This is a genomic window from Pseudoduganella aquatica (genome assembly GCF_009857595.1).
Taxonomy (GTDB): Bacteria; Pseudomonadota; Gammaproteobacteria; order Burkholderiales; family Burkholderiaceae_D; genus Rugamonas; species Rugamonas aquatica_A.
In genome coordinates this window covers 91734-112681 of the sequence record NZ_WWCU01000008.1, presented here as the reverse complement: position 1 = coordinate 112681, position 20948 = coordinate 91734, and the positions used below count along the sequence as shown (strand labels likewise).

Annotated in this window: 19 protein-coding genes; 11 read left to right on the top strand and 8 right to left on the bottom strand. The window is 66.4% G+C overall.

Annotated features, from left to right (window positions below; translation table 11 throughout):
* The first annotated feature begins 64 nt into the window (after nt 1-64).
* A complete protein-coding gene (locus GTP77_RS09920; RefSeq protein WP_161072004.1) occupies nt 65-979 on the top strand; it encodes a LysR substrate-binding domain-containing protein in 915 nt (304 codons plus the stop codon).
* 7 nt (nt 980-986) lie between these two features.
* Here GTP77_RS09920 and GTP77_RS09915 read toward each other — a convergent pair whose 3' ends face one another.
* Nucleotides 987-1880: a LysR family transcriptional regulator gene (locus GTP77_RS09915; RefSeq protein WP_161072003.1), complete on the bottom strand. Its 894-nt coding sequence runs from the start codon at nt 1878-1880 to the stop codon at nt 987-989.
* An 89-nt stretch (nt 1881-1969) separates the two neighbouring features.
* Between GTP77_RS09915 and GTP77_RS09910 the strand changes: the two genes are divergently transcribed.
* From GTP77_RS09910 to maiA, 3 genes are read left to right on the top strand one after another with little or no spacing between them, the layout of a single operon-like run.
* A complete protein-coding gene (locus GTP77_RS09910; protein ID WP_161072002.1) occupies nt 1970-2506 on the top strand; it encodes a VOC family protein in 537 nt (178 codons plus the stop codon).
* A gap of 3 nt (nt 2507-2509) precedes the next feature.
* Nucleotides 2510-3532, top strand: a complete 1023-nt coding sequence (locus tag GTP77_RS09905; RefSeq protein ID WP_161072001.1) for a fumarylacetoacetate hydrolase family protein — start codon at nt 2510-2512, stop codon at nt 3530-3532.
* Nucleotides 3532-4176 (top strand): maleylacetoacetate isomerase, encoded by a 645-nt coding sequence (gene maiA, locus GTP77_RS09900; RefSeq protein ID WP_161072000.1) that lies wholly within the window; start codon nt 3532-3534, stop codon nt 4174-4176. The genes GTP77_RS09905 and maiA overlap by 1 nt, the downstream gene beginning before the upstream one ends.
* Before the next feature lie 100 nt (nt 4177-4276).
* Here maiA and GTP77_RS09895 read toward each other — a convergent pair whose 3' ends face one another.
* From GTP77_RS09895 to argP, 7 genes are all read right to left on the bottom strand, one after another.
* Nucleotides 4277-5986: a GGDEF domain-containing protein gene (locus GTP77_RS09895; protein ID WP_229202144.1), complete on the bottom strand. Its 1710-nt coding sequence runs from the start codon at nt 5984-5986 to the stop codon at nt 4277-4279.
* Nucleotides 5987-6075: 89 nt separating this feature from the next.
* Nucleotides 6076-7242 (bottom strand): ABC transporter permease, encoded by a 1167-nt coding sequence (locus GTP77_RS09890; RefSeq protein WP_161071999.1) that lies wholly within the window; start codon nt 7240-7242, stop codon nt 6076-6078.
* Nucleotides 7242-8399, bottom strand: coding sequence for an ABC transporter permease (locus GTP77_RS09885; protein WP_161071998.1), 1158 nt, complete (start codon nt 8397-8399; stop codon nt 7242-7244). Before GTP77_RS09885 ends, GTP77_RS09890 begins: the two co-directional genes overlap by 1 nt.
* A gap of 9 nt (nt 8400-8408) precedes the next feature.
* Nucleotides 8409-9107, bottom strand: a complete 699-nt coding sequence (locus tag GTP77_RS09880) for an ABC transporter ATP-binding protein (RefSeq protein ID WP_161071997.1) — start codon at nt 9105-9107, stop codon at nt 8409-8411.
* On the bottom strand, nt 9104-10327 hold the full coding sequence (locus tag GTP77_RS09875; RefSeq protein WP_228895690.1) for an efflux RND transporter periplasmic adaptor subunit: 1224 nt from the start codon (nt 10325-10327) through the stop codon (nt 9104-9106). The genes GTP77_RS09880 and GTP77_RS09875 overlap by 4 nt, the downstream gene beginning before the upstream one ends.
* Nucleotides 10328-10366: 39 nt before the next feature.
* Nucleotides 10367-14104 (bottom strand): ATP-binding protein, encoded by a 3738-nt coding sequence (locus GTP77_RS09870; RefSeq protein WP_223149326.1) that lies wholly within the window; start codon nt 14102-14104, stop codon nt 10367-10369.
* Nucleotides 14105-14170: 66 nt separating this feature from the next.
* A complete protein-coding gene (argP, locus tag GTP77_RS09865; protein WP_161071996.1) occupies nt 14171-15061 on the bottom strand; it encodes an HTH-type transcriptional regulator ArgP in 891 nt (296 codons plus the stop codon).
* Between the two features lie 112 nt (nt 15062-15173).
* On the opposite strand from argP, the gene GTP77_RS09860 reads away from it, so the two are divergent.
* The 7 genes from GTP77_RS09860 to hscA all read left to right on the top strand — a co-directional run bounded on the left by GTP77_RS09860 (nt 15174) and on the right by hscA (nt 20941).
* Nucleotides 15174-15785: a LysE/ArgO family amino acid transporter gene (locus tag GTP77_RS09860; RefSeq protein ID WP_161071995.1), complete on the top strand. Its 612-nt coding sequence runs from the start codon at nt 15174-15176 to the stop codon at nt 15783-15785.
* A 199-nt stretch (nt 15786-15984) separates the two neighbouring features.
* Nucleotides 15985-16458 (top strand): Fe-S cluster assembly transcriptional regulator IscR, encoded by a 474-nt coding sequence (iscR, locus tag GTP77_RS09855; RefSeq protein WP_056405225.1) that lies wholly within the window; start codon nt 15985-15987, stop codon nt 16456-16458.
* A gap of 34 nt (nt 16459-16492) precedes the next feature.
* Nucleotides 16493-17758 carry an IscS subfamily cysteine desulfurase gene (locus tag GTP77_RS09850; RefSeq protein WP_161071994.1) on the top strand — a complete coding sequence of 422 codons (1266 nt, stop codon included), beginning with the start codon at nt 16493-16495 and terminating at the stop codon, nt 17756-17758.
* 24 nt (nt 17759-17782) lie between these two features.
* The gene (gene iscU, locus GTP77_RS09845; RefSeq protein WP_161071993.1) at nt 17783-18175 is read left to right on the top strand and encodes a Fe-S cluster assembly scaffold IscU; all 393 of its coding nucleotides are present in this window, start codon (nt 17783-17785) and stop codon (nt 18173-18175) included.
* A 15-nt stretch (nt 18176-18190) separates the two neighbouring features.
* On the top strand, nt 18191-18514 hold the full coding sequence (gene iscA / locus GTP77_RS09840; protein ID WP_161071992.1) for an iron-sulfur cluster assembly protein IscA: 324 nt from the start codon (nt 18191-18193) through the stop codon (nt 18512-18514).
* Nucleotides 18515-18540: 26 nt separating this feature from the next.
* Nucleotides 18541-19056 (top strand): Fe-S protein assembly co-chaperone HscB, encoded by a 516-nt coding sequence (hscB, locus tag GTP77_RS09835; RefSeq protein WP_161071991.1) that lies wholly within the window; start codon nt 18541-18543, stop codon nt 19054-19056.
* A 4-nt stretch (nt 19057-19060) separates the two neighbouring features.
* Nucleotides 19061-20941 carry a Fe-S protein assembly chaperone HscA gene (gene hscA / locus GTP77_RS09830; protein ID WP_161071990.1) on the top strand — a complete coding sequence of 627 codons (1881 nt, stop codon included), beginning with the start codon at nt 19061-19063 and terminating at the stop codon, nt 20939-20941.
* Nucleotides 20942-20948 lie beyond the last annotated feature (7 nt).

The following is a 20948-nucleotide window of genomic DNA, read 5'->3' as shown; positions in this document are numbered from 1 at the left end:
ATCATCGCGAAAGAGGTGATAATGCAAATTAGTTTTGCAAAATTAGAATAATCCGGGTGACACAATGGCGGCTGAAAACCTTAACGACATGTATTTGTTCGCTAAAGTTGTCGAACATGGCGGCTACAGCGCGGCGGCGGCCGCTTTGGGCATGCAGGCGTCCCGCCTCAGCAGGCACATTGTAGCGCTGGAAAAGGATTTGGGCGTGCGCCTGCTAAACCGCACCACGCGTCGTATTTCCGTCACAGAAGCGGGCCAAACCTACTATCGCCACTGCGCCGCCGTGGTGGCCGAGGCCCAGGCCGCGCGCGACGCCATCGAGCGCACCCGCTCCACGCCGCAGGGGCTGGTGCGCCTGAGCGCGCCGCTGGGTCTGCTGCAAAACGGCGTGGGATGCATTATTTCCGCCTATCTGGCCGCCAATCCGCTGGTGCGCATCGCCATCGACGCCACCAACCGCCGCGTCGACGTCATCGAAGAAGGCATAGACATCGCGCTGCGCGTGCGCACGCCGCCGCTGGACGACAGCGACCTGGCCGTGCGCGTGCTGGCGCGCTCCGAGCCCATCCTGGTGGCCAGCCCGCGCCTGTTCGCGCACTACCCGCGCCCCACGGATGCGGCCGGGCTGGCGCAGCTGCCCACGCTGGCCATGGCCCACCCCGGCGACAAATTCGTGTGGAACTTTATCAATGTGGCCGGCGCCAGCGTCACCGTCACGCATGCGCCGCGCATGGTGACGGACGATATGCCCACGCTGAAGCTGGCCGCCGTCGACGGCCTCGGCGTGGCGCAGCTGCCGCAGGCCCAAGTGCAAGCCGACCTGGACAGCGGCCTGCTCGAGCGCGTGCTGCCGCAGCTTAATTTCCCTTTCCGCCTGGTGCATGCGGTGTTCCCCTCGCGCCGGGGCCTGGTGCCCGCAGTGCGCGGCCTGCTCGACGAGCTGGTGCTGGGCTACGAAAGCAACAGTTGCCTGGCCTAGTAAAAAATCAGGACTGCGGAATGTTCCACTCGTGCGCCGCCACGAACTGGAACAGGAAGTCGGCAAAGCTCTGCGCGGCGGGCGACAGCGAACGCGCGCTCTTGGTGTAGACAAAGAAGCGCCGCGTCAGCTCCGGCTCGCGCAGCAAGCGCATCTGCAAGCCGTACAGCTTGACCATGGGCTCCGCGTAGGGCAGGCAGGCCGTCACGCCCAGGCCCGCGTTCACCATCGCCAGCGCGGTGGTCATGAAAGTGACTTCGTTGTAGGGATTGAGCGCCACGTCGCGCAGCAGGCGCTCGGTGAACTGGCCCTGCAGCGCGATCAGCGGATGCTCGTTGACATCGCCCCAGGTCACGCTGTCCTTGCCCGCCAGCGGATGCGCCACCGGCAGCACCAGCACGAAGGGCATCTCGAACAGCAGCTGCGCCGCGATTTCTGCCGCCGGATCGCGCTCCGGACCGATGCCGAAATCCACCTCGCCGCTGAACACGCGGCCGGACACGTTCTCCACCGGGCAGTCCACCAGCATCACCTGCACCGACGGGTAGGCCGCGCGGTAGGCGGCGATCACCTCCGGCAGCAGGGTGCAGGCCATCATTTGCGGCGCCGCCACGCGCACCGTGCCTTTTTTCAGCGCCTTGCGGTTGGCAATGTCGGCCATGGCGCCGTCCAGGTCCTGCAGCATCTTGTCGAACAGCGGATACAGTTCGCGTCCCAGTTCGGACAGCTGCGCGCGCCGCGTGTTGCGCTCCACCACCTTCACGCCCAGTACCTGCTCCAGCTCCTTGATCTGGCCGCTCAGCGAGGACTGCGTCAGGTTCAGCAATTCGGCGGCCAGCGTAAAGCTGCCGGTGCGGGCGATGGCGACGAGGGCGCGCATCTGGCGCAGTGTGGGACTCATAGGGAAATCCGATAAATCGATTGAAAAATACCGTTTGTATGATATCTCATTCTGGATTCTAATATCGGCATACTCTTGGAGAGACCACCATGAAAATCAAGCAAATCCACCACGTCGCCTACCGCTGCAAGGACGCCAAGCAAACCGTCGAGTGGTACGTCAAGCACCTGAATATGGACTTCGTGCTGGCCATCGCCGAAGACGAAGTGCCGTCCACCAAGGCGCCGGATCCGTATATGCACGTGTTCCTGGATGCGGGCCACGGCAATGTGCTGGCCTTCTTCGAGCTGCCAACCCAGCCCGCCATGGACCGCGACCACAACACCCCGGCATGGGTGCAGCACCTGGCCATGGAAGTGGACAGCATGGACGAGCTGCTGGAAGCGAAAGAGCGTCTGACGGCCGCCGGCATCGATGTGATCGGCCCGGTCAACCACACCATCTTCAAGTCGATCTACTTCTTCGACCCCAACGGCCACCGCCTGGAGCTGTCCGTCAACACCGGCACGCCGGAAATGATGCGCAAGCTGGACGAAGTCAAATGGGACATGCTGGAAGAATGGTCCAAAACCAAAAAAGCGCCCAAGCACGCCGCCTGGATGCACGCCCCCGCCACCGGAGAATAAGCAATGAAATTAGCCACCCTGAAAAACGGCAGCCGTGACGGAACCCTGGTGGTCGTCAGCCGAGACCTGAAGCACTACGTGAGCGCCGGCGGCGCCGCCCCCACGCTGCAAGCGGCGCTGGACAATTGGGAGTACACCGCGCCGCAGCTGGCCGCGCTGTACGCCGCCCTGAACGAAGGCCGCGCCGCCGATGCGCAGCCTTTCGACGAAAGCGCCTGCCATTCGCCGCTGCCGCGCGCCTACCAGTGGGCCGACGGCTCCGCCTACATCAACCACGTGGAACTGGTGCGCAAGGCGCGCAACGCCGAAGTGCCGGCCTCCTTCTACACCGACCCGCTGATGTACCAGGGCGGCTCGGACAGTTTTGTCGGCCCGCGCGACAGCATCTACGCGCTGAGCGAAGACTGGGGCATCGACCTGGAAGCCGAAGTGGCCGTGATCACCGGCGACGTGAAGATGGGCGCCAGCGACGCCGACGCCGCCGGCGCGATCCGCCTGGTGATGCTGGTAAACGACGTCTCCCTGCGCAACCTGATCCCGAACGAACTGGCCAAGGGCTTCGGCTTCTTCAACTCGAAGCCGGCCAGCGCCTTCTCGCCGGTGGCCGTCACGCCGGACGAACTGGGCGCGCACTGGGCGGACAACAAGCTGCACCTGCCGCTCACCGTGCACCTGAACCAGCAGCCTTTCGGCAAGCCCAACGCGGGCGAAGACATGACCTTCAGCTTCGCCCAGCTGGTGGCGCACGCCGCCAAGACGCGCGAGCTGGCGGCCGGCACCATCATCGGTTCCGGCACCGTGTCCAACAAGCAGGGCAGCCTGCACGGCTCGAGCATCGCCAACGGCGGCGTGGGCTACTGCTGCCTGGCCGAAGTGCGCATGTATGAAACCATCGAAGGCGGCAAGCCGGCCACTGGCTTCCTCAAGTTCGGCGACACAGTGCGCATCGAGATGTTCGACGGGCAGGGCGCCAGCGTGTTCGGCGCCATCGACCAGACCGTGGCGCACTACCAGGAGCGGGGCTGATGAAACTTTATACCTACTTCCGCAGCTCGGCCGCCTACCGCGTCCGCATCGCGCTCAACTTGAAGGGGCTGCCCTACGAGGCGGTGCCGGTGCACCTGCTGCGCAACGGCGGCGAGCAGCTGGGAGAGGCTTACCGCGACATCAATCCGGGCGCGCTGCTGCCCGCGCTGGAGGATGAGGGCGCGCTGCTGACGCAGTCGCTGGCCATCGTGGAATACCTGGAGGAGACGCATCCGCAGACGGCCCTGCTGCCGGCCGACGCAGCGGGCCGCGCCCGCGTGCGCGCGCTGGCCATGACCATCGCCTGCGACACGCACCCGCTCAGCAATCTGCGCGTGCTCAGGTATCTGGTGCACACGCTCAAGCTGGACGAAGCGGCCAAGCTGGACTGGATACGGCACTGGATGCGCCTGGGCCTGGCCACCTTCGAAGCGCATCTGGCGCGCGACGGCGCCACCGGCCGCTTCTGCCACGGCGACACGCCCACGCTGGCAGATTGCTGCCTGGTGCCGCAGGTGTTCAATGCGGAGCGGTTCGAAGTGGACCTGGCGCCGTATCCGAATATCGCGCGCATTGCCGCCAATTGCGCCGCACTGCCGGCCTTCCATGCCGCGCACCCGTCGCAGCAGCCGGACGCCGAGTGATGGCGGGTTACGGCTAGCGCCTAACCCGCCCTACGGGCTTACCAGGCCGTCGTTCTTGCGTAGGGCGGGTTAGCGCAGCGTAACCCGCCGCAGCCTGCCGTCACGCGGTCCCCAGCACCACCCGGTCGCGCCCCTCGTTCTTCGCCTGATACAAGGCCTTATCCGCCCGCATCAGCAGGGACGAGGGCGAATCCGGCGCCTCCTGCAAATAAGAGGCAGCCACGCCCACGCTGATGGTCAGTGACACTTCCAGCCCGCCATCAATCTCGATGCGCAACTGCGACACCGTCTCGCGCAGCCGCTCCGCCGCGCCGCCCGCCGTCTCCAGCGATGCTTCCGGCATCAGCAGCACAAACTCCTCCCCGCCGAAGCGAGCCACCAGGTCTATGCTGCGCAGGCCGGCCGATAGCGCGCCCGCCACCGCCACGATGGCCTGGTCGCCCACGTCATGCCCATAGGTGTCGTTGATGCGCTTGAAGTGGTCGATGTCCACCATCAGCAGCGCCAGCGGATGCCGGTAGCGCCGCGCGCGGTCCAGCTCCTTGGCGATCTGCTCCGTCATGCGGCGCCGGTTGGCAATGCCGGTGAGCGGATCGGTGGTGGCCAGCTGTTCCAGCTTGGTGTTGGCCATCAGCAGTTCCAGCGTGCGCTGCAGCACCCGGTCCTCCAGGTTGTTGCGTTCGTCGTTCAGCGCCGCCAGCGCCACGCGCCGCGAGCGCAGCACGCGCACCAGCACCGTGATCAGCGCCGCCTGGATCAGGATCAGCGTTCCGACCAGGATAATCTGCCAGCGGTACAGTTCCCACACACCCATCGGCCGGTTCAGCAGCACCGCGTCCGGCGGCAGCTTGTACAGCTGATGGCGTTCGGCCGCAGGGTAGTCGAAAATATAGCGCTGCACGCCGCCCAGATCGGCCGGCTGTCCATGCAGGATGCGCGCAATGACGCGGCCTATCGCCTCGCCGCTCAGCACATAGCCGCCCAGGATGCCGGGATAGATCAGCGACTCCACATGCGTAAACACCGGCGCCGGCGACACCGCCGCCAGCTTGCGCGCCACCTCCGCCGGCGAGGCGCGGGCGCCGGTGCTGTCGCTGTAGGTCGCGAGCAGCAGGACGGCGGTGTCGTCGCCCAGCATGCCGGCACGGCGGTACAAGTCGGCAAAGCTCTGCTTGTCCCAGTAGTCGAAGGTGATCTGCTTGCTATAGGGGCGCGACGCGGCGCGCACGCCGGCTATCCATTCCTGCACGCGCGGCGTCGGGTCGCCCACCACCACCACGCGCTTCACATTCGGCGCCACCAGCGGAATGGCGCCCACGATGCGCCCGTAGTCCGGCGCCACTTCCAGCGCTTCGCCGTCGCCCGGCCGCCAGTTGCGGCGGCCGTGATTCACGTAGTAGCGCGGCACGCCGGGGAACAAGCCGGGGTGGCTATTCAGGAATCCCGCCGCCAGGTAGTTTTCGGTCACGATGGCGTCCAGCTTCACGCCAGCGTATTTGGTGCGCAGATAGGGCTCCATGCTGTCCAGCGAAGCCTGCTCGCCCACGCGGATAAAGTCGAAGCGCTCCTCGAAAACGTTGGGAGCCTCGCTCCAGCGCCTGCTGGCCATTTCATCGTGCAGGCCCTTGTGCACCAGCCGCTGCCACGCCGACGAGGCTTCCGATCCCAGCGAATACAGCACCAGCACCTTGCGCTGCTCGGCCGCGCGGGCCTGGCCCGCAGCCAGCACCGCCAGCAGGCACAGTGCGCAAGCGGCCAGCAGCCAGCCGGCGCGGCGCAAGAGGGGGCTGAAAAGGGGCGGATGTTCCATAAAACGGCGTTTGTCTGACGAACAAGACAGTTTGACACAAAGTATCTATGGCTGTTGACATTTGTCTCGCGGCGCTGGCTGGCTCCAGCCTAGGCTGCGCGCAATGCGTCCACGATTTTCATGCGCGCGGCGCGCACGGCCGGCAGGAAGCCGCCGATAAAGCCCATCACCAGCGAGAACAGCAAGGTCTTGGCCACAATGGCGGCATTCAGCCGGAAGCCGAACGCCAGTTCGGAGAAGGACTGGAAATTGGTGGTCGAAAAAGACAGGAACTGCATGAATGATGCAAACCCGAGTCCCACCGCGCCGCCGGCCACCGCCAGCAGCATGGACTCGGCCAGGAAGGCGGCCAGGATGTTGCGCCGCTGGTAGCCCAGCGCGCGCAGCGTGCCGATCTCGCCGGTGCGGTTGGCCACGGACGCGTACATGGTGATGGCCGCGCCTATCATGGCGCCGATGGAAAAGATGATGGACAGCGTCAGCCCCAGGATGCTGATGAAGGTGGACAGTGCGCGCGACTGGTCCGAATAGAAGGTCTGCTCGCGCTTGGCCTCCAGCGTCAGGCGCTGGTCCGATTCCATGTCCTGCTTGAAGCGCTCGAACAGCGTGCTGTCCGCCAGCCGCAGCACCATGGATGAATAGCCGTTGCGGCGGAAGGCCTGCATCAGCTGGTCCGCATCGCCCCAGATTTCGGAGTCAAAGCCGCTGTTGCCGGCGTCGAACAGGCCCACCACGGTCCATTCGCGCTGGCCGAAGCGCAGCTTTTCGCCTATGCCCGCGCCGGCGAAGCGCTTGGCGATGCTGGCCCCGGCCACGATCTCGGACGCGCCGGGGCGGAACATGCGGCCCGCGCTCAGCTTCACCTGCGGGCGCAGCACCAGGCCGCGCTGGTCTATGCCGCGTATCACCACGTTGGACGGCTTGTCGGAACCACGTTTGCGCAGCGATATGAGCACCACCGTCTCCTTGGACACCATGCGCTGGCCGTCCGCGCCCAGCGCAATGGCCGGGTGGCTGGAGGCGATGTTGGCCTGCACGCGGTCCACGCCGCTCTGCACTTCGCTTTCCGCCGAGCGGCGTATCAGGATCACGTTGTCGTACTCGCCGGTGGTGACCAGGGTGGTGCGCAGGCCCTCGTCCAGCATCAGCACGGTGGCGAACACGAACACCACCAGCGCCAGCCCGCTGGCGGTGAGCGCCGTGGTCAGGCGCCGCGCCCACAGGTTGCGTGCGATGTAGGAGAGGGGAATGCGCATCAGCCTATGCTCCTCAGTCCCTCGACGATGTTGACGCGCACCGCGCGCAGGGTGGGAGCGATGCCGGCCACCACGCCGATCAACAGCGCCGCCAGCGCCTGCAGCAGCAACGTCAGCGGCGCCACCTGGAACACCGGGAACATGGTGCCCATGGCCGAGCCGATAATGGCCGCCAGCGGGAACAGCAGCGCGATGCCGAGCGCAGCCCCGAACAGCGACAGCAGCAGCGATTCGCCGAAGATCAGCGCCGCCAGGTAGCCGGGGCCGAAGCCCAGTACCTTTAGCGTGGCGTATTCGCCCAGCCGCTCGCGCGCGCTCATGGCCATGGTGTTGGCCATCACCGCCATGATGATGACGATGACCACGAAGGACACCACGCGCACCGCCACCACAATTGCCTCGGACATCGACACAAAGCCGAGCTGGAAGGCCTTCTCGGTCTCGGTCAGCGTCTCCGCCAGCGAGTTGCGGAACTGGCCGTCGATCACGCCGGAGGTGGCGGCGGCGTCTTCCGCGCGGGCGATGCGCACCACGTACACGCCCACCTGGTTGGCGCGGCGCGGGTAGATCTTCTTCAGGCCCTCGTTCACATAGTCCCAGTGGAAGAACATGGTGGCGGTGTTGGTCGAGTCCTGTTTGCCGTCATAGATGCCGCGCACCACGAACTCCCACTGGCCGGGATAGATGGTGCCCTTGATGGGAATGGTGTCGCCCACCTTGAAGCCGTACTGGTTCGCCAGCTTGCGGCCCACGATGGCGCCTTTGCGGTCGCGCAGGAAGGCGGCGCGCTCGTCTTCCGGCAGCAGGTAGTCGGGATAGATGTCCAGGTAGCTCTGGCCGGAAATGGCGAACTGCGCGAAGAAGTTTTTCGGATCCTTGTACACGCCGCCGAACCAGCTCGCGTAGCCCACGCCGGTCACGCCCTCCACGGCGCGGATGCGGGCCTGGTAGGCCAGCGGCAGCGGGAACACCAGCGAGGTGGCGTTGCGCGTGACGAGGGTGGTGTTGGAGGCGCCCTCGGCGCCCGCATACCACGCGTCCACCACGGTTTGCAGCAGGCCGAAGGATAGCGTGGCCACCACCAGGCCGAGCACCGTCAGCGCCGTGCGCAGCTTGTGGCGCAGGGCGTTCTTGGAGATCAGCTTGAGCAGATACATGCCGCAGCCTCAGGCCGGCGCGGAAATCAGTTCACCTTTTTCAAGGTGGATCAGCGTGCGCGCCTGCGCCGCCGCGTGCGCGTCGTGCGTGACCATGATGATGGTCTTGCCCAGCTCCCGGTTCAGCTGCTGCAGCAGCGCCAGCACCTCGGTGGCGGACTGGCGGTCCAGGTCCCCGGTAGGTTCGTCGGCCACGATGATGGTGGGATCGGTGACGATGGCGCGCGCAATGGCCACGCGCTGCTGCTGGCCGCCGGACAGTTCGTTGGGCGTGTGGTCCATGCGGTCGGACAGGCCGACCATGGCCAGCGTCAGCTCCACACGCTCGCGCCGCTCGCGGCGGGACAGCGCCGTCAGCAGCAGCGGCAGCTCCACGTTCTCGAAGGCGGACAGCACCGGCATCAGGTTGTAGAACTGGAAGATGAAGCCCACATTGGCGGCCCGCCAGTGCGCCAGGCCGGTTTCGGACATGGACGCAATGTCAAGGCCGTCCACCTGCAGGACGCCGGAGTCCGGCTTGTCGATGCCGGCGATGAGGTTCAGCAGGGTGCTCTTGCCCGAGCCGGAAGGCCCCATCAGCGCGGTGAAGTCTCCGGCCTGGATATCCAGCGTGATGTCGGTCAGCACCGGCACCACCTGGCCGCCGCGCTGGTAGGATTTCACGAGGTGCTCGATCCGCACCAGGGGCGCATCGCCGGGCGCCGTCATTTCTTCGCCACCGACACCGGCTGGCCGTCGTGCAGCTTGGCGTCCGGATTCGCCACCACCTTGTCGCCCGGTTTCACGCCACCCACCTCCACCAGCTCGCCCACCTTGCGGCCGCTGGACACGGCCACCTGCCGCAGCTTGCCGTCCGCCACCACGAACACCACGGCCTTGCCCTCGCGCGTGGCGATGGCGGAGGGCTGCACTGCCGTCACCGCCGCCTTGTCCCCGGCCGTCACGGGCTTGGACAGGAAGGCCACCTTGGCGCTCATGTCCGGGAGCACCCGGGGATCGTGGTCGATAAAGCGCACCTTTACCAGCAAGGTTGCCTTGCTGCGGTCCACGGTCGGCACCATGCGCGACACCACGCCCGCCAGGCGCAGTTCGGGGAAGGCGTCGAGCTGGATCTCGGCCGGCTGGTCCACCTTGATCCTGGACAGGCTGGACTCGGACACGTCCGCTTCCACCTCCAGCGTATCCATATCGGCGATGGTCACCACCGCGCCCTTGCTGTCGGCGGCGGAGGAGAAGGGCGTGATGTTGTCGCCCACGTTCGCGCTCTTGGTCAGGATCACGCCGTCGAAGGGGGCGCGGATCACGGTCTGGTCCAGCGCCACCTGCGCCGACTGCGCGCTGGCCTGCGCGGCGGCGATGCCCGCGCGCTGCGCCGAGATGGCCGCCTTGGCCTTGTTGTAGCGCGCCTGCGCGCTGTCGTAGCTGGCCGCCGCGATGAATTTCTGCGCCAGCAGCTCGCTGGCGCGCTTGAGCGCCTGCTGCGCATCGAGCAGCTCGGCCTGGCCCTGTTCCAGATTGGCCTGCGCCACCTTGATATTGGCCTGCGCCTGGCCCAGCGTGGCGCTCACGTCGCGGTTCTCCAGCCGCGCAATGACCTCGTCCTTCTTCACGCGCGAGCCCTCCAGCACGCCCAGCCACTCCAGCCGCCCGGTGGCCTTGGACGACAGCGCCGCCTTGCGCTGCGCCACCACATAGCCGGTGGCGTTGAGCAGGGTGTAATTCTGCGATGGGTAGGCCTGCGACACGGTCACTGTCTCGACCTCCGCCTTGCCGCCGCCCTGGCGGCTGATGAACACGGCCGCCGCCGCCAATGCCAGCACGGCCAGCCCGATCTCGAGCCACTTGCGCCTGCGCGAGCGCTGGCCCGGCACTTGCGCTTTCGCGTTGCGTTCGATTTTCAGCTTGGAGAGATCGGGAGACTGTGGCAAGGCGCACCTCGGCAGGGATTGATCGGGGTCACTCGGCGATTATTTTGTATGCAGAATGCGGTTCAGGTCTTCAGGATGCACAGGCTTCACCAGGTGCCCGCTGAAGCCGGCGGCGGCGGCGCGCGGCGCATCGTTCGGCTGGCCGTAGCCGGTGAGCGCCACCAGGCGCGTGGCGGCCAGCATGCCCCGGCAGCGCAGCTCGGCCGCCAGTTCGTAGCCGTCCATGCCGGGCAGGCCGATGTCGAGGATGGCGATGTCGGGCTGGATGGTGTCGGCCAGCTTGAGGGCGCTGGCCGGGTCGGGCAGGGCGTACACTTCGTGCCCCTCCAGCTCCAGCAGCCCGCGCAGCGAGGCCAGCATGTCCGCATTGTCGTCCACCAGCAGCACGCGCTTGCCGGCCCTGCCTGGTTTGTCCGGCGCGGCGGCGGTGCTCGCCGCAGTGGCGGACAGTGGCACGCGCAGCTCGAACACGCTGCCTTTGCCCTGGCCTTCGCTGTGCGCGGTGATGGCGCCGCCGTGCAGCGCCAGCAGGCTGCGCACGATGGCCAGGCCCAGTCCGAGGCCCCCGCGCGAGCGGTCCAGCGCCTGGCGCTCCTGCACAAACTTGTCGAACAGCTGCGGCAGCATGTCGGCCGAGATGCCGATGCCGTTGTCACTGATGCGTATCACCGCCTCGCCGTGTTCGGCGCGCGCCGCCACTTCGATGCGGCCGCCCCGGTTGGTGTATTTGGCGGCGTTGCTCAGCAAGTTGGACAGCACTTGCGAGAAGCGCACCGGATCGGCGTCGATCGCCAGGCCTTCGGCCGGCATGTCCACCACCAGCTGGTGGCGCCGTTCCTCGATCAGCGGGCTGGCCGTTTCCAGCGCCTGCGCCATCAGCTGGCTCAGTTCCACGCGTTCCGGGCGCAGCGCGATCTTGCCCTGCGTGATGCGGGCCACGTCTAGCAGGTCGTCCACCAGCCGCACCAGGTGCCGGGCCTGGCGTTCGATGACGGCCAGTTCCTTGTCCGCGCCCGGCACGCCTTTCATGCGCATCAGCTCCAGCGCCACCAGGATGGGCGAGAGCGGGTTGCGTAGCTCGTGGCCCAGCATGGCCAGGAATTCGTCCTTGGCGCGGTTGGCCACTTCGGCCGCGCGCCGCGCGCGCGCCAGCTCGGTCACTTCGAATGCCACCACGGCCACGCGGTCGATGGCGCCGCTGTCGTCGCGCATGGGCTGGTACACATAGTCGAAGTAGCATTCCTGCGTCTCTCCTTCCTCGCCGCGCGCCAGCATGACGCGGCGCGCGCTGCCCAGCCAGGGTTGGCCGGTGTCCAGCACGTGCTGCAGCTCTTCGAAAATGCCCTGGCCCTGCAGCTCGGGCAGCGCTTCGCGCAGCGGCAGGCCGAGCACGTCGCGCCGGCGTATCATGTCGGCGTAGCGCTCGTTCAGCAGTTCGAAGCGCAGCTGCGGGCCCTCCAGAATGGCGATGGCCACCGGGGCCTGGCTGAAGACGGCGGCCATGCGCGCGGCGTTGGCGCGCTCCGCCTGGCGCAGGCGGCCGCGCATGATCTGCGCCTCCACCCGGGTCAGCAGTTCGTTGGCGGAGAAGGGCTTGACCAGGTAGTCGTCCGCGCCGGCGTTCAGGCCTTCGATGCGCGCTTCCTCGCCGGCCCGCGCGGACAGCAGCAGCACCGGCGTGCCGCGCAGCGCGGCGTCGGCGCGCAGGGCCGACAGCAGGCCGAAGCCGTCGAGCGCCGGCATCATCACGTCGGACACGATGAGTTCCGGCTGGCGGATGCGCGCGGCGCGCAGCGCCTGTTCGCCGTCCGCCACGGCCTGCACCTGCCAGCGCTGGCCGAGCAGGCGGCTTATGTAGGCGCGCATGTCGGCGTTGTCGTCCGCCACCAGCACATAGCCGCCGGCGGCGGAGAGCGGCGCAGCGGCGGATGCGGAGGCGGGGATGTGGACCGGCTGCTCGCCGGCGGGCAGCCAGTGCTCCGCTTCGGCGGTGTAGCTGCGCAGCGTGGTGCTGCTGGCGCCGGCGCCGGCCGGCGGGGCGCCAAGCTGCTCGTCGCGCAAATGGCGGCGGCCGAGCGGGATGGCGACAGTGAAGGTGCTGCCCTGTCCGGGCGTGCTGTCCACGGCAATGGCGCCGTGGTGCAGGTCCACCAAGTCGCGCACCAGCGCCAGGCCGATGCCGGTGCCTTCATGCGAACGCGAGCGCGCGCCTTCCACGCGCCGGAAGCGCTCGAAGATATGGCCCAGGTGTTCGGGCGCGATGCCCACGCCGCTGTCGCCCACCCTGAGCACGGCATCTCCGTCCACCTGTTCCAGCGCGACGGAGATGCCGCCCTGGAAGGTGAACTTGAAGGCGTTCGACAGCAGGTTGAGGACGATTTTCTCCCACAGCGAGGTGTCCACATAAGCGGGCGCGGACAGCGGCGCGCAGCGCACGTCCAGCGCCAGTCCCGCGCTTTCGACGATCGAGCGGAAGCCGCTGGCCAGGTCGCGCGTGAGGGCGGACAGGTCTACCTCGGCGTAGGACGCCTGCATGCGCCCGGCCTGCACGCGGGAGAAGTCCAGCAGGGTGTTCACCAGGCGCTGCAGCCGCAGCGCATTGCGGTGCGCCAGCGCCAAGCCCTCGCGCTGCGCCGGCGGCAGGCCGGCGTCCTGCGCCAGTGCCTCTTCCAGCGGCGCCAGCATCAGCGTGAGCGGGGTGCGGAATTCGTGGCTGACGTTGGAGAAGAAGGCGGTCTTGGCCTGGTCCAGTTCGGCCAGCATGTCGGCGCGCTGGCGCTGCGCCTCGGCGCCCATGGCGTTCTGCACGGCGGCCGCCACCTGGCCCGCCACCAGTTCGAAGAAGGTGCTGTACTCGGCGTCCAGCTTGCAGGCAGGGCTCACGCCCATCACCAGCACGCCGGCCGGCCGCTCCTGCCCGGGCATGGACAGCGGCAGCGCCAGCGCCTGCGTGATGCGCTGGCCGGCCATGCCCAGCGGCAGGGCGGCCATGCCGTCCACGTCCAGCGCCACGCCGCTGCCGCTGGCGAGCACCTGCTGCACCGGCCAGCGCCCTGGCGTGTCGCCGGACGGCAAATGGGCGGATTGCTGCAGGACGGCGTTGCCGGCCGCGTCCGCCAGGTAGAGCGCGGCGAAGGGAATGTCGTGCGGGTTGCGGGCGATGGTCTGGACCGCTTTCTCGCAGGCGCTGGCCACGCCGTTTTCGCGCAGCGCGGATGCCGACAAGGCCGACAGCGAGGCCAGGCGGCGCGTGTTCAGGTTCTTGGGCGTGGCGTCGGTGGAGGGACAGAACAGGCCGCCCACGCCACCTGACTCGTCCACGATGGGGCTGTAGGAAAACGAGTACCAGGTTTCTTCCAGCCAGCTGCCCCGGTTCAGGAACAGCTGCACGTCGTCGACGAAGGTGGCTTCGGCGTTGCGGAACACCTTGTCGGCCAGCGGGCCGCAAAAGTCCCAGATCTCGGCCCACACTTCGCGCGCCGGGCGGCCCAGCGCGTGCGGATGCTTGGCCAGGCTCAGCACGCTGATGTAGGCGTCGTTGTAGAGGAACGTGGCGTCCGGCCCCCAGCCTATCCACATGGGGTGGCTGGAATTGAGCATCAGGCTGACGGCGGTGCGCAGGCTTTGCGGCCAGGCGTGCAGGTCGCCCAGCGGGGTTGCGGTCCAGTCGGCGGCGGCGATGCGCGCGCCCATTTCACCGGGCGCGGCAAGAAAGCTGAGGCTGCCGGCGCGGCTGTTGCGCGCAGGTGGCAGGCATGCCTGGATCGACTCGGCCACTGTTTCTCCTGGAAAGATGGATTGATCTTGTCAGTATATCCATTTTTCCTGCCGTGGCGCGCCCGCTCACTGCCGCAAGGCATGGCGCGCCGCCTCCACGATGGCGGTGCTGAGCCGCTCCAGCTTGGGCGACTGCACGCGCCAAGTGTGCCAGTGCAGGGCGATGTCGCTGTGCTTGCCCGGCGCCAGGTCGAGCAGGGCGCCGCTGGCCAGGCGTTCGCCGATCTGCTGCTCAGCCACCATGCCGTAGCCCAGGCTCAGGTCTATGCAGCGCAGAAAGCTTTCGTTGGCCGGGATGAAGTGGCAGGGATGGCTGAACGGCGTGAGGCCGAATTCGCGCTGCATGAAGTTTGATTGCAGCAAGTCCTTGCGGTCGAACACCATCATGGGGGCGGCCAGCGCGGCCTGGCGGTTCAGCCCGTCCGGGAACCAGCGCGCGGCGAAGGCGGGCGTGGCCATCATGCGGTAGCGCATCACGCCCAGCGGCTGCGCCACGCAGCCGCGCATGGGCTGCGGCTCGGTGGAGATGGCCGCCAGCGCCTGGCCGCGCTCCATCAGCGTGTACGTGTGGTCCTGGTCGTCCAGCGACAGGTCCAGCAGGATGTTTTCCGCAATCAGGAAGGGCGCCAAGCCGGGCAGCAGCCAGGTGCCCAGGGTGTCGTTGTTGACGGCCAGCGACACGCTCAGCGGACGCGCGTCGTCTTCCTCCATGCCGGACAGGAATTCTTCCTCCAGCAATTTGCTGCGGCGCAAGTACTGCACCAGGCGCTGGCCGGCACTGGTGGGGCGGCAAGGGCGGCTGCGTATCAGCAGCGGCGTGCCCAGCGCCACTTCCATGGCGCTGACGCGCTGCGACACGGCCGAGGCCGTAACGTGCAGCAGCGCGGCGGCCTGTTCAAAGCTGCCGGTGGCTACGATGGCGAGCAGGGCTTCGGCCTGGCGGGCGTCGGGCAGCATGGCGGTCTCCGGATTAGGAATTCTTAACTATCGTGAAGAATATTAATCCAGCTTCATCTTGGCCGGCAAGCGCCGCAAAATGGCCGCTTCCCCACTCATCAGCGAGCTTGCCATGTTTACTCCCCACGTATTCCTCAACGGCCTGGGCCTGGGCGCCAGCCTGATCATGGCCATCGGCGCCCAGAACGCCCATGTATTGCGGGTGGGCGTGCGCCGCCAGCACGTGGCGGTGACGGTGCTCGCCTGCATCGTCATTGACGTGGCGCTGATTGCCGCCGGCGTGGCCGGCATGGGCGCGCTGATCCAGGGCTCGCCGCTGCTGATGGGGCTGGCGCGCTGGGGCGGGGCGGCCTTCCTGGTGTGGTACGGGCTGCGCAGCTGGGCCTCCATGCTGCGCGCGGACGCGCTGGATACCCAGTGCGGCACCGTGCCGCCCAGCCTGCAGCGCGCGCTGGTGAGCGTGCTGGCGCTGTCCCTGCTCAATCCCCATGTCTATCTGGACACGCTGGTGCTGCTCGGCTCGCTGGGTGGCAATTATCCGGCCCACCAGCGCGCCAGTTTCGCGGCCGGCGCCATGACCGCGTCGCTGCTGTGGTTTACCGCGCTGGGCTTCGGCGCCAGCCGCCTGTCCGGGGTCTTCCAGCGGCCGCTGGTATGGAAGGGCATAGAGGGGCTGACCGGCGCCATCATGCTGGCGCTGGCGGGCGGACTCGTATTCGGGTGAGCGCAAGCGAGGAATGCCGGGGTCGGGTAAAATCTTGCCCCATGCCTAAGAAAACCCGCTGCCAGGCAAGCTTCTGGCGGGGTGCCTGACAAAATTGGTCAAGTTTGGTATACTTGACTAAATCATTCAACTAATCGGTGTTTCGGCTAGTTGAGATCGCGTGAAACAAGCGCGATATTTTAACCGAACCGAGGTTGTGATGCGTCTGACCACCAAAGGCCGTTTTGCAGTGACTGCGATGATCGATCTGGCTTTGCGCCAAGGCAAAGGCCCGGTCACGCTGTCCGGCATTTCGCAGCGCCAGGCCATTTCGCTGTCTTACCTGGAGCAGCTGTTCGGCAAGCTGCGCCGCCACGAGATTGTTGAATCGATACGCGGTCCCGGCGGCGGCTACAGCCTGGCCCGCCGCGCCGATAAAGTGACGGTGGCCGATATCATCATCGCCGTCGACGAGCCGCTGGACGCCACCCAGTGCGGCGGCAAAGAGAATTGCCACGGGGCGGACGCCGCCACCGGCGCGCGCTGCATGACCCATGAGCTGTGGGCCACGCTGAATGAAAAAATGGTCGATTACCTGGACTCCGTATCGCTGCAGGATCTGGTCGATCAACAGAGACAAAAACACGCCGAGCAGGCCGTGGTGGTGATGCACCGCAACGCCGCTGTCGGCTAACAAAGATACGCAGATACGCTGATTGGAGTAATAGATGAACGCCCCAGAAAAAAACGTCGCCCAGGTAGCCCCGGTGGAATTCAAGACCGCCCCGCACTTCCCGATCTACATGGACTACTCGGCCACCACGCCGATCGACCCGCGCGTGGCCGACATGATGATCCCCTACCTGCGCGAGCAGTTCGGCAATCCCGCCTCCCGCAGCCATATGTACGGCTGGACCGCTGAAAAAGCGGTGGAAGAGGCGCGCGGCCACGTGGCTGCCCTGGTGAATGCCGATCCGCGCGAAATCATCTGGACCTCCGGCGCCACCGAGTCGAACAACCTGGCCATCAAGGGCGCGGCGCAGTTCTACAAGACCAAGGGCAAGCACATCATCACCGTCAAGACCGAGCACAAGGCGGTGCTGGACACGGTGCGCGAACTGGAGCGCGTGGGCTTCGAAGCCACCTACCTGGAACCGCAGGACAACGGCCTGATCACCATCGCCCAGCTGGAAGCGGCGATCCGTCCGGACACCATCCTGGTCTCGGTCATGCTGGTCAATAACGAAATCGGCGTGATCCAGCCCATCGACGAAATCGGCGCGCTGTGCCGCTCGAAAGGCATCATCTTCCACTGCGACGCCGCGCAAGCGACCGGCAAGGTGGTGATCGACCTGCAAAAGACCAAGGTCGACCTGATGACCTTCACCGCCCACAAGACCTACGGCCCGAAAGGCATCGGCGCGCTGTACGTTTGCCGCAAGCCGCGCGTGCGCATCGAAGCGCAGATGCACGGCGGCGGCCACGAGCGCGGCCTGCGCTCCGGCACCCTGCCTACCCACCAGATCGTCGGCATGGGCGAAGCCTTCCGCCTGGCGAAAGTGGAAATGGACAGCGAAATCTCCCGCATCAAAGCGCTGCGCGACCGCCTGGCCGCCGGCCTGCAGGAAATCGAAGAAACCTACATCAACGGCGACATGGAACACCGTGTGCCGCACAACCTGAACGTGAGCTTCAACTACGTCGAAGGCGAATCGCTGATCATGGCAGTGAAGGACCTGGCGGTATCGTCCGGTTCGGCCTGCACCTCGGCCTCGCTGGAGCCATCCTACGTGCTGCGCGCCCTGGGCCGCAGCGACGAACTGGCGCACAGCTCCATCCGTTTCACCATCGGCCGTTTCACCACCGAGAAGGACATCGACTTCGCGGTCGAGCTGATGAAGTCCAAGGTCGGCAAGCTGCGCGAACTGTCGCCGCTGTGGGACATGTTCAAAGAAGGCATCGATATCAGCTCGATCCAATGGGCAGCGCACTAATTTAAAGATTACAGGAGCATCAAAATGGCTTACTCGGAAAAAGTGTTGGACCACTACGAAAATCCACGCAACGTCGGCGCCTTTGAAAAGGGCGACGAATCGGTTGGCACCGGCATGGTCGGCGCGCCGGCCTGCGGCGACGTGATGAAGCTGCAAATCAAGGTTGGCGCCGACGGCCTGATCGAAGATGCAAAGTTCAAGACCTACGGCTGCGGCTCGGCGATCGCCTCGTCGTCGCTGGTGACCGAATGGGTCAAGGGCAAAACCCTGGACGAAGCGCTGGCCATCAAGAACACCGCCATCGCCGAAGAACTGGCGCTGCCACCGGTGAAAATCCACTGCTCCATCCTGGCTGAAGACGCCATCAAGGCGGCAGTTGAAGACTACAAGGCCAAACACTCGGCACAAGCGGCTTAAACGCCGGAGGACAGCATGGCAATTACCCTGACCGAAAAAGCGGCCAAGCATATCAACCGTTACATCGAACGCCGCGGCAAAGGCCTGGGCCTGCGCTTCGGCGTGCGCACCACGGGCTGCTCCGGTCTGGCCTACAAGCTGGAATATGTGGACGAAGTGGCGGACGAGGACAGCGTGTTCGAGTCGCACGGCGTGAAGGTGTTCGTCGATCCGAAAAGCCTGCCTTACATCGACGGCACCGAGCTGGACTTCGCGCGCGAAGGCCTGAACGAAGGCTTCAAGTTCAACAACCCGAACGAAAAAGACGCCTGCGGCTGCGGCGAAAGCTTCCGTATTTAAATCCGCAGTTCTCTTAGTAATGCGCCGTGCAAAACCACTTCGAACTATTCCATCTTCCGCAGCAGTTCGCCGTCGACGCGGGGGCGCTTGACAGCGCCTACCGCGACGTCCAGAGCCGCGTCCATCCCGACCGTTTCGTCAACGCTACCGACGCCGAAAAGCGCGTCGCCATGCAATGGGCCACGCGCGCCAACGAAGCCTACCAGACCCTGAAAAACCCGCAGAAGCGCGCGCAGTACCTGTGCGAGCTCAATGGCGTGGATCTGCAGACCGAGTCGAACACCGCCATGCCGGCGGCCTTCCTCATGCAGCAGATGGAATGGCGAGAGGAGCTGGACGACGCGCGCGGCGGCAAGGATATGGCATTGCTGGAGAAGCTGGACGGCCAGTTGCGCGCCGCGCGCAAAGACCAGTTGAAGGACATCGAGGCCCGCATCACGGCCGGCGACTTCCATGCCGCCGCCCAAGGCGTGCGCGCCCTGATGTTCCTTGAAAAATTCGGCGAAGAAGTCCGCTTCGCCTTTGACGCCTTAGAAATATAACACCATGGCACTACTGCAGATTTCCGAACCCGGCATGTCGACCGCGCCGCACCAGCACCGCCTGGCGGTGGGCATCGACCTGGGCACCACCAATTCGCTGGTGGCCACCGTGCGCAACAGCATTCCCGAAGTGCTGAACGACGAGGAGGGCCGCCCGCTGCTGCCTTCCGTGGTGCGCTACCTTGCGAACGGCAACGCCAATATCGGCTACAAGGCGCAAGCGGCGCAGACCACCGACCCGAAGAACACCATCGTGTCGGTCAAGCGCTTCATGGGCCGCGGCCTGAAGGACATCGCCTACGCCGAGAACCTGCCGTACGACTTCGTCGACGGCCCCGGCATGGTGCAGCTGAAAACCGTGGCCGGCGTGAAGTCGCCGGTGGAAACCTCGGCGCAGATCCTGGCCACGCTGCGCCAGCGCGCCGAGGACTCGCTGGGTGACGACCTGGTGGGAGCGGTGATCACCGTGCCGGCTTACTTCGACGACGCGCAGCGCCAGGCCACCAAGGACGCGGCGCAGCTGGCCGGCCTGAACGTGCTGCGCCTGCTGAGCGAGCCGACCGCCGCCGCCATCGCCTATGGCCTGGACAACGGTTCGGAAGGCCTGTTCGCCGTGTACGACCTGGGCGGCGGCACCTTCGACATCTCCATCCTGAAACTGAGCAAGGGCGTGTTTGAAGTCCTGTCCACCGGCGGCGACTCAGCGCTGGGCGGCGACGACTTCGACCACCGCCTGTTCTGCTGGATCCACGAGCAGGAAAAGCTGGCCCCGCTGTCCGACGAGGACACCGCCGTGCTGATGGTGAAGGCGCGCGAAGCCAAGGAGCTGCTGTCCACCAAGTCCGAAGTGACGGTGGACGCCATCCTGGGCTCGGGCGAGGAAGTGCACCTGAAAGTGACCGCCGAGACCTTCGCCGAGATCACCAAGCACCTGGTCGGCAAGACCATGAACGCCATCAAGAAAGCGCTGCGCGACGCCAATGTGGACGCGGACGACGTGGACGGCGTGGTCATGGTGGGCGGCGCCACGCGCATGCCGCATGTGCAGCGCGCCGTGAGCGAGCATTTCCACACCATCCCGCACGCCAATATCGATCCGGACAAAGTGGTGGCGCTGGGCGCCGCCATCCAGGCCAATCTGCTGGCCGGCAATCGCGCGCCGGGCGACGACTGGCTGCTGCTGGACGTGATCCCGCTGTCGCTGGGCATCGAGACCATGGGCGGCCTGGTCGAGAAGATCATCCCGCGCAACTCCACCATTCCTTGCGCCCGCGCGCAGGAGTTCACCACCTTCAAGGACGGCCAGACCGCCCTGGCCGTGCACGTGCTGCAGGGCGAGCGCGAACTGGTGACCGACTGCCGTTCGCTGGCGCGCTTCGAGCTGCGCGGCATTCCGCCGATGGCGGCCGGCGCGGCGCGCATCCGCATCACCTATCAAGTCGATGCGGACGGCCTGCTGTCCGTGTCGGCGCGCGAGCTGCGCTCCGGCGTGGAAGCGTCGATCTCGGTCAAGCCGTCCTACGGCCTGGGCGACGACGACGTGGCGCGCATGCTGCAGGACTCCTACAAGTCCGCCGACGTGGACATGAAGGCGCGCGCGCTGCGCGAAGAGCAGGTGGAAGCCGAGCGCATCCTGCTGGCCACGCAGTCCGCGCTGGACGAGGACGCGGCCCTGCTGGACGAGGCCGAGCGCGCCGAGGTGGACGCGCTGATGGCGCAGACCCGCACCGTGCTGGCGCAGTCCGCCACCGGCGAGGCCGACCACGCCGCCGTCAAGCTGGCCGTGGAAGCCCTGGCGCGCGGCACCGAAGAATTCGCATCGCGCCGCATGGACCGCAGCGTGCGCAGCGCACTGGCCGGCAAATCGCTGGACCAGCTTGTTTAATCCGAAA

Excerpts from the sequence above, each read along its gene's own strand:
- GTP77_RS09915 (WP_161072003.1), bottom strand. The coding sequence starts at position 1,880 with ATGAGTCCCACACTGCGCCAGATGCGCGCCCTCGTCGCCATCGCCCGC.
- GTP77_RS09905 (WP_161072001.1), top strand. The coding sequence starts at position 2,510 with ATGAAATTAGCCACCCTGAAAAACGGCAGCCGTGACGGAACCCTGGTG.
- GTP77_RS09880 (WP_161071997.1), bottom strand. The coding sequence starts at position 9,107 with ATGACGGCGCCCGGCGATGCGCCCCTGGTGCGGATCGAGCACCTCGTG.
- GTP77_RS09920 (WP_161072004.1), top strand. The coding sequence starts at position 65 with ATGGCGGCTGAAAACCTTAACGACATGTATTTGTTCGCTAAAGTTGTC.
- maiA (WP_161072000.1), top strand. The coding sequence starts at position 3,532 with ATGAAACTTTATACCTACTTCCGCAGCTCGGCCGCCTACCGCGTCCGC.
- GTP77_RS09890 (WP_161071999.1), bottom strand. The coding sequence starts at position 7,242 with ATGCGCATTCCCCTCTCCTACATCGCACGCAACCTGTGGGCGCGGCGC.
- GTP77_RS09860 (WP_161071995.1), top strand. The coding sequence starts at position 15,174 with ATGTTTACTCCCCACGTATTCCTCAACGGCCTGGGCCTGGGCGCCAGC.
- hscA (WP_161071990.1), top strand. The coding sequence starts at position 19,061 with ATGGCACTACTGCAGATTTCCGAACCCGGCATGTCGACCGCGCCGCAC.
- argP (WP_161071996.1), bottom strand. The coding sequence starts at position 15,061 with ATGCTGCCCGACGCCCGCCAGGCCGAAGCCCTGCTCGCCATCGTAGCC.
- GTP77_RS09850 (WP_161071994.1), top strand. The coding sequence starts at position 16,493 with ATGAACGCCCCAGAAAAAAACGTCGCCCAGGTAGCCCCGGTGGAATTC.
- iscA (WP_161071992.1), top strand. The coding sequence starts at position 18,191 with ATGGCAATTACCCTGACCGAAAAAGCGGCCAAGCATATCAACCGTTAC.
- GTP77_RS09910 (WP_161072002.1), top strand. The coding sequence starts at position 1,970 with ATGAAAATCAAGCAAATCCACCACGTCGCCTACCGCTGCAAGGACGCC.
- GTP77_RS09895 (WP_229202144.1), bottom strand. The coding sequence starts at position 5,986 with ATGGAACATCCGCCCCTTTTCAGCCCCCTCTTGCGCCGCGCCGGCTGG.
- iscU (WP_161071993.1), top strand. The coding sequence starts at position 17,783 with ATGGCTTACTCGGAAAAAGTGTTGGACCACTACGAAAATCCACGCAAC.
- iscR (WP_056405225.1), top strand. The coding sequence starts at position 15,985 with ATGCGTCTGACCACCAAAGGCCGTTTTGCAGTGACTGCGATGATCGAT.
- GTP77_RS09885 (WP_161071998.1), bottom strand. The coding sequence starts at position 8,399 with ATGTATCTGCTCAAGCTGATCTCCAAGAACGCCCTGCGCCACAAGCTG.